11 protein-coding genes and 1 tRNA gene are annotated in these 11,876 nt (G+C 63.8%); 5 read left to right on the top strand and 7 right to left on the bottom strand.

Annotated elements, in window-relative coordinates:
- Position 1: 1 nt before the first annotated feature.
- Positions 2 to 1,285, bottom strand: a complete 1,284-nt coding sequence (locus U5A58_RS37810) for an MFS transporter (protein WP_321938283.1) — start codon at positions 1,283 to 1,285, stop codon at positions 2 to 4.
- 175 nt (positions 1,286 to 1,460) lie between these two features.
- On the opposite strand from U5A58_RS37810, the gene U5A58_RS37805 reads away from it, so the two are divergent.
- The gene (locus U5A58_RS37805; protein ID WP_321965145.1) at positions 1,461 to 2,102 is read left to right on the top strand and encodes a TetR/AcrR family transcriptional regulator; all 642 of its coding nucleotides are present in this window, start codon (positions 1,461 to 1,463) and stop codon (positions 2,100 to 2,102) included.
- 19 nt (positions 2,103 to 2,121) lie between these two features.
- Positions 2,122 to 2,691 (top strand): DUF1415 domain-containing protein, encoded by a 570-nt coding sequence (locus U5A58_RS37800; protein WP_321965144.1) that lies wholly within the window; start codon positions 2,122 to 2,124, stop codon positions 2,689 to 2,691.
- Between the two features lie 19 nt (positions 2,692 to 2,710).
- On the opposite strand, the gene U5A58_RS37795 is transcribed toward U5A58_RS37800, so the two are convergent.
- On the bottom strand, positions 2,711 to 3,574 hold the full coding sequence (locus U5A58_RS37795; protein ID WP_321965143.1) for an SAM-dependent methyltransferase: 864 nt from the start codon (positions 3,572 to 3,574) through the stop codon (positions 2,711 to 2,713).
- A gap of 374 nt (positions 3,575 to 3,948) precedes the next feature.
- Between U5A58_RS37795 and U5A58_RS37790 the strand changes: the two genes are divergently transcribed.
- Positions 3,949 to 4,269 (top strand): DNA-binding protein, encoded by a 321-nt coding sequence (locus U5A58_RS37790; RefSeq protein WP_233883048.1) that lies wholly within the window; start codon positions 3,949 to 3,951, stop codon positions 4,267 to 4,269.
- Positions 4,270 to 4,396: 127 nt separating this feature from the next.
- Here U5A58_RS37790 and U5A58_RS37785 read toward each other — a convergent pair whose 3' ends face one another.
- Complete coding sequence (locus U5A58_RS37785) at positions 4,397 to 5,545, bottom strand: class I SAM-dependent methyltransferase (protein ID WP_321965142.1); 1,149 nt, start codon at positions 5,543 to 5,545, stop codon at positions 4,397 to 4,399.
- A gap of 257 nt (positions 5,546 to 5,802) precedes the next feature.
- On the opposite strand from U5A58_RS37785, the gene U5A58_RS37780 reads away from it, so the two are divergent.
- Both U5A58_RS37780 and U5A58_RS37775 read left to right on the top strand, forming a co-directional pair.
- Positions 5,803 to 8,571 carry an Eco57I restriction-modification methylase domain-containing protein gene (locus tag U5A58_RS37780; protein ID WP_321965141.1) on the top strand — a complete coding sequence of 923 codons (2,769 nt, stop codon included), beginning with the start codon at positions 5,803 to 5,805 and terminating at the stop codon, positions 8,569 to 8,571.
- 70 nt (positions 8,572 to 8,641) lie between these two features.
- Positions 8,642 to 9,592 carry a cation diffusion facilitator family transporter gene (locus tag U5A58_RS37775; RefSeq protein WP_321965140.1) on the top strand — a complete coding sequence of 317 codons (951 nt, stop codon included), beginning with the start codon at positions 8,642 to 8,644 and terminating at the stop codon, positions 9,590 to 9,592.
- A 67-nt stretch (positions 9,593 to 9,659) separates the two neighbouring features.
- On the opposite strand, the gene U5A58_RS37770 is transcribed toward U5A58_RS37775, so the two are convergent.
- The 4 genes from U5A58_RS37770 to U5A58_RS37755 form a co-directional block, all read right to left on the bottom strand.
- A tRNA-Thr gene (locus tag U5A58_RS37770) sits at positions 9,660 to 9,735 on the bottom strand.
- A gap of 18 nt (positions 9,736 to 9,753) precedes the next feature.
- The gene (locus tag U5A58_RS37765; RefSeq protein ID WP_321965139.1) at positions 9,754 to 10,251 is read right to left on the bottom strand and encodes a ClpXP protease specificity-enhancing factor; all 498 of its coding nucleotides are present in this window, start codon (positions 10,249 to 10,251) and stop codon (positions 9,754 to 9,756) included.
- 79 nt (positions 10,252 to 10,330) lie between these two features.
- On the bottom strand, positions 10,331 to 10,942 hold the full coding sequence (locus U5A58_RS37760; protein WP_027797364.1) for a glutathione S-transferase N-terminal domain-containing protein: 612 nt from the start codon (positions 10,940 to 10,942) through the stop codon (positions 10,331 to 10,333).
- Between the two features lie 114 nt (positions 10,943 to 11,056).
- Positions 11,057 to 11,842 carry a cytochrome c1 gene (locus U5A58_RS37755; protein WP_415774351.1) on the bottom strand — a complete coding sequence of 262 codons (786 nt, stop codon included), beginning with the start codon at positions 11,840 to 11,842 and terminating at the stop codon, positions 11,057 to 11,059.
- Positions 11,843 to 11,876 lie beyond the last annotated feature (34 nt).

Below are 11,876 nucleotides of genomic sequence, written 5' to 3'. Positions count from 1 at the left end.
GTCAGGCCGTTTGCACGCCCACGGCGCGCGGACCGCGGTTGATGCGCAGCACGAGGAACGACGCGACGAGACACAGGCCGCCCGAAATCATCGACGCCACCGTGTAGGTGCCGAGACTCGCGCGCAACAGGCCCGCGCCGAACGCCGCGAATGCTGCGCCGAGTTGATGCCCCGCCACGACCCAGCCGAACACGATCGGTGCGCGCTCCTTGCCGAAAACGTCGGTGGCAAGGCGCACCGTAGGCGGCACCGTCGCGATCCAGTCGAGCCCGTAGAACACCGCGAAAATCGGCAGCCCGAAGAAGTCGATGCCGAAGGCATGCGGCAGATAGATCAACGAAAGTCCGCGCAGCCCGTAGTACCAGAACAGCAGCACGCGGCTGTTGAAGCGGTCCGAGAGCCAGCCCGAGAGCGTGGTGCCGAACAAGTCGAAAATGCCCATCGTGGCGAGCAGCGAGGCGCCCTGCACTTCGGTCATGCCGTAGTCGCCGCACATGGCGATGAGGTGCGTGCCCACATAGCCGTTCGTGCTCGCGCCGCAAATGAAGAAGCTGAAGAAGAGCAGCCAGAAGTCGCGCGTGCGGCTCGCCGAAAAGAGCGCGTCGAACGCGATCTTCAGCGGGTTTTGATGCGGCGCCGGCGGCGCGACGGGGGTGCTCTCGTCCTCGCCGAACGGACGCAGATTCACGCTCGCGGGCCGCTCGGGCAGCAGGAACAGCACGAGCGGCAGCACCGCAGCGGCGGCCACGGCAACCACGAGCACCACCGACTGCCAGCCGTGCTTCTCCACGATCGCCGCGAGGAGCGGCAGGAACACGAGCTGGCCCGTGGCCGAGCTCGCTGTGAGGATGCCCATGGCAAGCCCGCGGTGCGAGTGGAACCAGCGCGTGACGACCGTGGCCGAAAGCGAAAGCGCCGCTACGCCAGTGGCGCCGCCCACCATCACGCCCCAGATCAGGATCATCTGCCACGGATGCGTCATCAGCGCGGAAAGCGCCACGCCCGCCGCCATCGTGCCGAGCGCCGCGAGCAGCGTGGGACGCACGCCGAAACGCTGCATGGCCGCCGCCGCAAACGGGCCCATGAGGCCATAGAGCGCGATGTTCACCGAGATGGCGAGCGAGATCGTCGCCCGGCTCCAGCCGAATTGATGCTCGAGCGGCACCATCATCACGCTGGGCGTCGCACGCGTGCCGGCCGCCGCCAGCAGCACCAGAAACACCACTGCCACGACGAGCCATCCGTAGTGGAAACGCCCGCCTATTCGCTTCGCTGCCCAGTTCATTGGTGCTCCTGTCACGGCGCGCCGGGTTTCGACATGCCAATGTTTTCGTTGGTATGACCGCTCGCTGCGACGATTCGCCATCGCTCGATTGTTACCGATCGGTCACAAGTGTGTTGCGATAGTAGTTACCGCTCGGTAACATGTCAAGTCATCACCCCGATCGCGAGATGCCCTCATGAAACACGAAGGCCACGACGAAACGTCAACTGCCTCTGCGCGCAAGCCCCGCCCCCGCGCGCAAACGGCCGGGGCGCGCGCCCACGAGCACCTGCTGCGCGCCGCCGACGAGCTGTTCTACCGCGAGGGCGTGCGCGCGGTCGGCATCGAGGCTGTGGTCGAGCGCGCCGGCGTCAACAAGATGAGCCTGTACCGGCAGTTTTCGTCGAAGGACGATCTCGTCGTCGCCTACCTGCAGCGCTGCGATGTGCGCTTTTTCGAGCGCTTCGACGCCAGTCTCGCGAAGCATCCGGGCGAGCCGGCGAAGCAGTTGATGCAGTATTTCGAGGACCTCACGCACCGCGCCTCTGCGACGGGCTATCGCGGTTGCCCGTTCGTGAACGTCGCAACCGAATTTCCCGACGCCACGCATCCCGCGCGGCGCAGTGTCGACAACAACAAGACGAAGCTCATGGCGCGGCTCACCACGCTTGCGCAGGAAGCCGGGGCTAGCGATCCGGCCGCGCTTGCGGAGGAACTCGCGCTGCTCGTCGAAGGCATCTACGCCGCAAGCCAGACTTACGGCCCCGGCTGCGGCCCGATTCTCGCGGCGCCGCGCATGGCAAAGCTGTTGATCGAAGCGGCATGTCCTCGGCGCTAGCCGCCCGTAAAATGACACGATGAACGAACCCGCTGCTCTGTCCCCCGACCACGCCGCCATTCTCGAAGCGACCCGCCACTGGCTCACGCGCGCCGTGATTGGCTTGAATCTCTGCCCGTTCGCGAAGAGCGTGCACGTGAAAAACCAGATTCGCTACGTGATCAGCGAGGCGACCGATCTCGAAGGTGTCCTCATCGATCTCGAGCGTGAATTGCAAACGCTCGCTCAAGCCGACGCCGCGGAGATCGACACGACGCTGCTGATCCTGCCGCGTGCGTTCGCCGACTTCGCCGATTTCAACGATGCGACCTGGTTCGCCGAGCGCCTCGTGCAGCAGTTGCGGCTGGAAGGCACGCTGCAGGTCGCGAGCTTTCACCCGCAATTCCAGTTCGAGGGCAGCGAGCCCGACGACATCGAGAACTACACGAACCGCGCGCCGTATCCGATCCTGCATTTACTGCGGGAAGCGAGCATCGAGCGCGCGGTCGAGGCATTCCCCGACGCCGCCGACATCTATGAACGCAACCAGGAAACGCTGCGCAAGCTCGGCTTCGCCGGTTGGCAAGACTGGATGAACAAGCGCGACTGACGCCGCGCCGCCCACCCGCTCAACCCTCGGTTGCCACCTCTGAGGCCGCCTCGCCTTCGTCGGCGAAAAAGCGCTCGCGCAGGTCCGCGAGCCCAAAGGTATCGAGAATCTCGTTCAGCCGCTGCGCGGGGCGGCGCCGCGGCAAATCCTTGTACTGGGCGATGATGAGTTCGTTCTTCATCGAGTGCTCCCAGCCCACCAGTTCCGTCACGCTCACCTGATAGCCGTGCGCCTCGAGTTGCAGGCAACGCAGCACGTTGGTGATCTGGCTCCCGAATTCGCGCGTATGCAGCGGATGACGCCAGATCTCCGTGAGCGCCTGCCCGAGCGACTTGCCCTTATTGCGGCGCAGCACGCCCGCCACCTCGGCCTGGCAGCACGGCACGACCACGATGTAGCGCGCGCGCTTCTTCAGTGCGAAGCGCAGGGCGTCGTCGGTGGCCGTATCGCAGGCGTGCAGCGCGGTGACGATGTCGACGGTCGCAGGCAATTGCGGCGACGTGATCGAGTCGGCTACCGAAAGGTTCAGGAACGACATGCCGCCGAAGCCCAGCCGTTTGGCCAGCTCCTGCGAATGCTGCACGAGCTCGTCGCGCGTTTCGATTCCATAAATGTGTGACCTGTCGCGCTGATCCTTGAAGAACAGGTCGTAGAGAATAAAGCCCAGATAGGACTTGCCCGCACCGTGATCGACGAGGGTCACGTCGCGGCCATCCTGCTTGAGATCCTTGAGCAGCGGCTCGATGAACTGGAACAGGTGATACACCTGCTTCAGCTTGCGGCGGCTGTCCTGGTTCATTTTCCCGTCGCGCGTCAGGATGTGGAGCTCCTTGAGGAGTTCGACAGACTGGTTCGGACGGACTTCATAAGTCTTGCTGGACATCGGCGTGGTCACAGGAAAGGCGTGGCATGTCGCGAAACGTGCGACAGGCGACAGAAGGGTTGCGGTATTCCTGTCATTTTACGAAAAAAGCTAGTCAAGGCTGCCGAACCCATAAGAGCAGCGAGTGTCGTAATAGCGTCCAGGCACGCTGACCCACGTGCGGACAGGAGGGAGGGGTTGAGTAGAAGAGACACGAGGATTATCGTCCCCGATGCCCAAAAAAGGACCAAAACGTAGCGCGACCAGCCGGCAACGAATCGACAGGCGCGCATTGGGAGGTCGCTCCGGGAGTGCCGGTTGCGATGAATCAGGCTGGCGCAGTCCTCGCTGCGCGAAGAGCGCACGACGCTGTATGGCCTTGCATGGGGCATGCAATGAATACGATACCTGACGGAAACGCAGAGCAAAAATTCCAGGAACTGCTTACGAAACTCATCACGGTTCCCGACTGGACGGAAAAGCAGCAACTGGAACTGGAAATGGCGCGCGACATCTCGGTGGAGATGCTGCGCGTTGCGGAAAGCATGCGCGACGGCCCATCGGATCTCGAAACCTGCCTGATCCTGCTGAAGTACGCGAAGGTGCTCGATTTCGTGATGTCGGCGTTGGCGTCGCGCCGCGATATCAAGCCGCAAACGCTGCGCGTGATTTTCAAGCTGGCAGGCCTCAAGGTCGACGAGGCCTATCCAGGGTGAAGCCGATGTGAACCTGACTTAAAGCCGGCGCGGCGGCTTGCGCTGCCGACGCCGATGCTCGACTCCCATACGGGCCGTTAGCGGCCCGTACTCTTCTTTTTTTGCCAACGTTTTCCCTGCCGCAGGCTCACTGCGCGCGCACTTTGAGGCGCCACAGCGACGTCAGCTCGGCCGCGCGCGCACGATACAGCGGATCGCTGGGATCCGAAGCCTTCGGGTGCCGCGGACGAATGTCCTCCCTGCCCACCACTTCGAGTCCAGCCTCCACGATCATCTCGACGAGCGATTCACGCGTGCGTAGCCCGAGATGTTCCGCGAAATCGGACAGGATCAACCACCCCTCGCCGCCCGGCTCGATATGGTCCTTGAGACCGCCGAGAAAACCGCGCAGCATGCGGCTCTCCGGATCGAACACGGCGTATTCGATGGGCGACGCGGGACGCGCCGGCACCCACGGCGGATTGCAGACGACGAGCGGCGCGCGCCCCGGCGGAAACAGATCCGCCTCGACGACCTCGACCTGGGCGGCATAGCCGAGGCGCTCGAGGTTCTCGCGCGCGCACGCCAGCGCCCGCGCGTCCTGATCGGTGGCGACCACGCACTTCACACCGCGCGAGGCGAGCACGGCGGAGAGCACGCCCGTGCCCGTGCCGATATCGAAGGCCTTTTCGAGCGACGGCAGCGCCGTGCGCGCGACGAGATCGACATATTCGCCGCGCACCGGCGAAAACACGCCGTAGTACGGATGAATGCGCTCGCCATTCAGCGCAGCGATCTCGACGCCCTTCTTGCGCCATTCGTGCGCACCAACGAGACCGAGGATTTCACGCAACGACACAGCAGAAGCTTCGCCATCGGGCGCGCCCCACGCCTCTTCGCACGCAAGACGAACGTCGGGCGCGCGGCGCAGGTTGATGCCGTAATCGCCTTCGAGCGGAATCAGCACCATGGCGAGCGTGCGGGCGCGCTGCGCCTGCGCCTGGCGGTGCAGATGAAACGCTTCGAGCGGTGAGGCGGGCGCCTTGGGCGACGCAGCCTTGCGGGGCTTGCGCTCCGCGCGGCGCGCCATGGCCAGCAGCAACTGACGCGCGTTCTGAAAGTCGCCACGCCACAGCAGGGCGGTGCCTTCGCAGGCGAGGCGGTACGCAGTGTCCGCGGTCGTGCGATCGTCGGCAATGACCACGCGTTTGGGCGGCGGCACGCCCGCCTCGGAGCGCCAGCGCACCGTGCGCGGGCCTTCGGTGTCGGGCCAGGTGAGAGTGGGATGTTCGGTCATAGGTCGGATAGTCGATGCGGCGAGCCAGTTCGTCGATGCGTTGCCGGGCCGCCGGTTGGCGCCCCGGGGCGCCTTACGCGGCGCCATCATATAGCACGGCGACGCGGCACGTTCCGCCGCATCGCCTTTGCACCGATCATCGCGCAGACGGGCAGGCGCGTCGACTCGGCCAGACGGCATAGGACGAAACGCACGCGGGCGGCAGTAAAATGTGCGCCGACCGCGCCTCGCCAGGCCACGCCCACCCGCTCGAGACCATGCCAGAAACCACCCAGCCGACACGCCGCGCGCGCAAACCGCGCACGCGCCGCGCCAACGCCGGAGGTGGGCTCGACGAGGGGTTTTACGCCGAACTGCTGCATATCGTGGGGCTGCGGGAGAACGTTTCCGGCGCAGAGCGCACCGTGACGCGACTCGCGCCGGACGCGCGATTGCGTGGCGCACTGATCGAACTCGCGCTAGCGCGTCTTGCCGCGTGCGAGGTCGAGAGCCAGAACGAACGGACGGAGGCCGACCGTTTCGAACTCGCGCTGCGGCTTTGCATCGCCTGGATCAGCCGCCTGGTTTTTCTCAAGGTGCTCGAAACACGTCTGCTAACGCTCCACGGCGGCGATTCGCCGTACGCGTTTTTGAACGCACGGCGCATCCGCTCATTCAGCGATCTCGACGCACTGTGCGACGCCGTTCTCCATGGCGATGAAGCCGCGCCCCCCGCTCGCTTCGCTCACCTCCCCCGCTTCGACGGGTCGCTTTTCGAGCCGCAAGACCTGGACCCAGGCCTGCTCGGCATGGGCGAGCTCGACGAGAGCGCCACGCTACCGCTTTTCGCCGCAACCGTGCTCACCGATGCGGGCGGCGAGCAGCACGTGCTCGGGTATCTGCTCGATTTTCTTGCCGCGTTCGACTTCTCCGCCGGTTTGGTCGCGCGCGAGCCAGCCGCGGCGAACGCGCGTTGCCTCGACGCCTCTTCGCTCGGGCTCGTCTTCGAAAAGCTCAACGGCTACCGCGATGGCGCCTGGTACACGCCAGGCAGCGTCGCGATGCAACTCGCCCGTCCCGCCATCACAAATGCGGCGCTGAATCGATTGAATCGCGCCAACGGCTGGCACTCCACGAGCATCGATCAGCTATCCGAAGTGATCGACGATCGCGACGAAGCTCAGGCGATTCTGGACTCGCTGCGCATCTGCGATCCCGCCGTGGGCTCAGGGCATCTGCTCGTTTCAGCGCTCAACGAGTTGCTCGTGCTGAAAGTCCGCCTTGGCTTGCTGAACGCGTGCGACCTCGAAGCGCTTAGCGCCTGCCGCATCGACGTAACTGCGGACCGGCTTGGCGTCACGCACGCGAACGGCGAGCCGCTCACACACGAGCGCGATGGCGAGGCCATCCGCAAGATCGAAGCCGCGCTCTTTCGTGTAAAGCGGGACATCGTAGAGCGCTCGCTCTTTGGTGTGGACATCCATGCCGATTCGGTCGGCATGGCGCGTTTGCGGCTGTGGATCGAACTGCTCGAACACGCGGACTTCACCGCTTCGCTGCCAAACCTCGAGACCAACCTCAAGCAAGGCAACGCGACGCTCAGCAGTTTTGACTTCGATACGCCCATTCGCGACTACGCAGCGCTAATCGCGAACTATCGCGCGAGTGCGGCAAAACTGCGGACGACCACCACACGCGCCGCAAGACGCACCGAAGCCGCTCGATTCGCCCAACTGCGCGACACGTTGCGCAACGCGCTTGCAAATAGGCTGGCCGAAACGCTGCCCGAAGAGGCCACGGCGTTCGAATGGCGCATCGAGTTCGCCGACCTCCTCACCGCCGAAGGCCACTTCGAGCGCTTCGACGCTGTCATTGCGAATCCGCCCTATATCGATTCCGAGCGCATGATCAACGAGGGCCAGCGCGCGCTGCGCGAGCGCCTCGCGCAGCGCTGGCCGAGCGCGAGGGGCAACTGGGACCTGTACATCGTGTTCATGGAGCTAGGCCTCGCGCTCCTCAAGCCTGGTGGCGCAATGGCGTATCTCACGCCCGACAAGTGGCTCTCGAAGCCCTTCGGCAACGCGCTGCGCGCGCGGCATCTGGACAAAATCGAACGCATCGTCGGGCTCGGGCGCGGTGTGTTCGAACAGGCGCGCGTAGATTCGATCATCACGGTCTTTCGCGAGTCGGGCACGCCCGCCATCGCGACTGCGCGCATCGAGGGCGAAACGCTTCGCGAGCTGGCGCGAACCGACAAACGCACGCTAGAGGCGCCGTGGCCGCTCGACGCGCTGCTCTCGCCACATGCCGCGTTCGTCCAGCGGATCGGCCGTGCGCACCCTACGCTCGGTGGTTTGCTACCCTGCGAAAACGCATGCGCGACATCGGACGCCTACCGGCTCGCGCCCCTCGTCGAAGAGGCCGAAGAGCATGCGCTCACTGACCATCACTACCGCGTGGTGAACACCGGCACGCTCGGGCGCTACGTCTCGCGTTGGGGCAGCAAGCCGATGACCTACCTCGGGCGACGCTACGACGCACCTGTGGTCGAGCGCGAGCGCTTCGCCTCGACGTTCTCGAACGGCTACGGCGCGAAAGCCAATGCGAAAAAAGTGATCGTGAAAGGCCTCACGCGGCTCGACGCGACACTCGATCTCGCCGGCGACACCATTCCCGGCAAGACCACGCTGATTCTGCGCTCGGACGACGAACCGCTGCTGAAGTTCGCGGCAGCGCTCCTCAACTGCCCGCTCTCGATTTTCCTGATTCGCGCGAGGTACGGATCGTCGAGCTACAACGGCGGCGTGGCATTCACGAAAGCGATGATCGACGCGTTGCCCGTGCCAGGCAGCGCTTCGGTGCGCGACGAGATCGCCGACTGCGTAACCCGGTTGCTGCGCGCTCACGAGTCCGGATGCGATGCCCCGGAAGCGGAAGACATCGCGCGCGAGATAGATCGACGCCTTTACGCGGCTTTTGGCTTGTCGGCACATGAGATCGATCTAGTGGAAGGCCGCGCCGGCCCGATCGCGCACGAAGCAAGCTGACCGGCCAGCTGCGCGACGGCGTCACGGCGAGTCGGCTAGTCTTGCTCATCCTCGCGCGAGAGCAGACATCATGGAACGGCTACGATTCTTCAGTCCCTCCGACGAGAGCAGCGTGCTGACGTTATCGATCGCCACGACGTTGGTGATCGCCCTCATCGGCATCTTGTTCGGCCTGATCTCCGGCTCGTTTTCCATTGTGTTCGACGGCGTCTATTCGCTCGTCGACGCGAGCATGAGCGCGCTTGCGCTCGCCGTCGTGCGGCTCATCACCTCCTACGCGGTCAACGTCGACCTGCCGCGCAAATGGCGCGAGCGCTTCACCATGGGTTTCTGGCACCTCGAACCGATGGTGCTTGGCCTGAACAGCACGCTGCTCGTAGGCGTGGCCGTCTATGCGCTGATCAACGGCGTGACGAACCTGCTCTCCGGCGGCCACGAACTGCACTTCGGCCCGGCGCTCGTCTACGCCGTGCTCACCGTGAGCGCTTGCGCGGCGATGGCGGTGTTCGAATCGCGCGCGAACCGTCGAATCCACTCGGACTTCGTGCGCCTCGACATCAAGTCGTGGATCATGTCCGCGGGCATCACGGCGGCGCTGCTGATCGCGTTCAGTGTCGGCTATGCGATTCAGGGAACGGCGTGGGAACACCTCACGCCCTACGTCGACCCGGCGGCACTCGTGGTGGTGTGCGCGGTGATCATTCCGATTCCGCTCGCGGAAATCCGCCAGGCACTGCTGGACGTGCTGCTCGTCGCGCCCGCGGATCTCAAGCAGCATGTCGATACCGTCGCGAAAACCTTCGTCGAGCGCTACGCCTTCGAGTACTACCGCGCCTATGTCGCGAAAGTGGGCCGTTCGCGCGAGATCGAGTTGTATTTCGTCGTGCCGCCCGACATGCCGCCAAAGCGCATCGCCGAATGGGACGCGATTCGCGACGAAATTGGCCGCGCCATCGGCGGGGACGAGTCGCACCGCTGGCTCACGATCATGTTCACGAGCGACCCGGAATGGGCGGAGTGAGCCCAGAAAGCACAAAGGGTTACGTGAACTTCACGTAACCCTTTGTCTTGACGCTTTACTTCGAATTTGGTGCCGGCTGCAGGACTCGAACCCGCCACCTGATGATTACAAATCAACTGCTCTACCAGATGAGCTAAGCCGGCGTAGCCCGCTATTCTACTTCATTTCACGATCTTGAGGTGACCCTTGCCGCCCTTGCTGCCGCCTTCGTCATCTTTGTCGGCAGCGCGCGACGCGACGGGCGCGAGCGGCGCGGCGGATTCCTCGGCAGGCTCGTCGCGCACTTCGTGCGCTTCGGCTTCTTCGTGGTCCTCGGAGGACAGCACGTCGTCGGCGTCGCCCGGCGGCGACTCGACCGGGAACGCCATGCCCTGGCCATTCTCGCGCGCGTAGATCGCGAGAACGTTCGGCACCGGCACCTCGATCTTGTGCGACTTGCCCGAGAAGCGCGCGTGGAACTCGATCATCTCGTTGCCCATCTGCAGCTGGCTCGTCGCCTCGAAGCTGATGTTCAGCACGATCTCGCCGTCACGCACGAACTGGCGCGGCACGCGCGTGCGGTTGTCGACCCGCACCGCGATATGCGGCGTGAAGCCGTTATCGGTGCACCACTCGTACAGCGCGCGCAGCAGATACGGCTTGGTGGAAATCTCTTGCATCAACAATCCTTTCACGAGGCGGCATCCACACCCACGCTGTGCACGCCGCCTCTGTTACCTGCAACCGCCAGGATACTACTTAACGACGCATGACCTTTTCAGACGGCGTGAGCGCTTCGATGTACGCCGGACGGCTGAAAATGCGCTCAGCGTACTTCATGAGCGGCGCGGCGTTCTTCGACAGTTCGATGCCGTAGTGGTCGAGGCGCCACAGGAGCGGCGCGATCGCGACGTCGAGCATCGAGAACTCTTCGCCCAGCATGTACTTGTTCTTCAGGAAGATCGGCGCGAGCTGCGTGAGGCGGTCGCGGATCGCGAGGCGCGCCTTCTCGTGATTCTTCTCGGCGGCCTTGCCCTTCTCATTCTCGAGCGTGCTCACGTGCACGAACAGTTCCTTCTCGAAGTTGAGCAGGAACAGACGCGCGCGGGCGCGCTGGACGGGGTCGGCCGGCATCAGCTGCGGATGCGGGAAGCGCTCGTCGATGTACTCGTTGATGATGTTCGATTCGTACAGGATCAGGTCGCGCTCGACCAGAATCGGCACCTGACCGTACGGATTCATCACGGCGATGTCTTCCGGTTTGTTGAACAGGTCGACGTCGCGGATTTCGAAGTCCATGCCCTTTTCGAACAACACCAGCCGGCAGCGCTGGGAGAACGGGCAGGTAGTGCCGGAGTACAGAACCATCATGATTTACATTTCCTCAATAAACCCAAAAGGCCAGCGGGCGAAAAAACCGCCTGACGGTCCCTGAACCGTCAGACGGCATCTCGTCGCACCGGCCCCACGTCGGTCAGGACGTGCCTATTTGATATCTTTCCAGTACGCGGCGTTCAATCGCCACGCGAAAAAGCTCAAGACGCCGAGGAACAGAAGCACCCACACGCCAAGCTGCCTGCGGGTTTTCTGCTCGGGTTCGGCCATCCAGCCGAGGTAGGCCACCAGGTCGGCCACGTCGGCATCATAATCCACAGGCGTTAGCGTTCCGGGCGTGACCTGCTGGAACCCGGCAAAGCGACGGACTTTTTCCCCGGTTTCCTCATCAGTCGTGTCCTCGAACTTCGCCGTGCGTATGCCCTGCAACTGCCACAGCACGTGCGGCATGCTCACGTTTTCGAACACCAGGTTGTTCCAGCCAGTCGGCCGCGTGTCGTCGCGGTAAAAGGTACGCAGGTACGTATACAGCCAGTCGCGCCCTTTCGCCCGCGCTTCCACTGAGAGGTCCGGCGGCGCCACGCCGAACCACGCCTTCGCGTCGTCCGGGCGCATCGCGATGGACATCGTGTTGCCGACCTTGTCGGTCGTAAACAACAGATTATCTTCGATTTGCTTCTGCGGAATGCCGAGATCCTGCAACCGGCTGTAGCGCATCAAGTTCGCACTATGGCAATTCAGGCAATAGTTTACAAACAATTTGGCGCCGTGTTGCAGCGAAGCAAGATTTTCGCCGTTATCGGGAGCGCGGTCGAGCGGAAAGTTTTCCTGCGCCGCCACAGATCCGACCCCGAATGCACATGAGAGCGCCAGCGCGGCCAAGCCGGCCCGGACGCTCACCTTCGCGAGCGTCGAAAAAAGAGATTTTCTCGTCATATCTTCCTCGCTCGTCATTTAATGGGGCTTGAAC

Source organism: Paraburkholderia sp. J7 (assembly GCF_905220155.1).
Lineage (GTDB): Bacteria > Pseudomonadota > Gammaproteobacteria > Burkholderiales > Burkholderiaceae > Paraburkholderia.
The sequence above is the reverse complement of the archived record's forward strand: the minus strand, read 5'-3'. Positions and strand labels throughout refer to the sequence as shown.

Coding starts and splice junctions, on each gene's coding strand:
- U5A58_RS37810 (WP_321938283.1), bottom strand. CDS start 1,285: ATGAACTGGGCAGCGAAGCGAATAGGCGGGCGTTTCCACTACGGATGG.
- U5A58_RS37805 (WP_321965145.1), top strand. CDS start 1,461: ATGAAACACGAAGGCCACGACGAAACGTCAACTGCCTCTGCGCGCAAG.
- U5A58_RS37800 (WP_321965144.1), top strand. CDS start 2,122: ATGAACGAACCCGCTGCTCTGTCCCCCGACCACGCCGCCATTCTCGAA.
- U5A58_RS37795 (WP_321965143.1), bottom strand. CDS start 3,574: ATGTCCAGCAAGACTTATGAAGTCCGTCCGAACCAGTCTGTCGAACTC.
- U5A58_RS37790 (WP_233883048.1), top strand. CDS start 3,949: ATGAATACGATACCTGACGGAAACGCAGAGCAAAAATTCCAGGAACTG.
- U5A58_RS37785 (WP_321965142.1), bottom strand. CDS start 5,545: ATGACCGAACATCCCACTCTCACCTGGCCCGACACCGAAGGCCCGCGC.
- U5A58_RS37780 (WP_321965141.1), top strand. CDS start 5,803: ATGCCAGAAACCACCCAGCCGACACGCCGCGCGCGCAAACCGCGCACG.
- U5A58_RS37775 (WP_321965140.1), top strand. CDS start 8,642: ATGGAACGGCTACGATTCTTCAGTCCCTCCGACGAGAGCAGCGTGCTG.
- U5A58_RS37765 (WP_321965139.1), bottom strand. CDS start 10,251: ATGCAAGAGATTTCCACCAAGCCGTATCTGCTGCGCGCGCTGTACGAG.
- U5A58_RS37760 (WP_027797364.1), bottom strand. CDS start 10,942: ATGATGGTTCTGTACTCCGGCACTACCTGCCCGTTCTCCCAGCGCTGC.
- U5A58_RS37755 (WP_415774351.1), bottom strand. CDS start 11,842: ATGACGAGAAAATCTCTTTTTTCGACGCTCGCGAAGGTGAGCGTCCGG.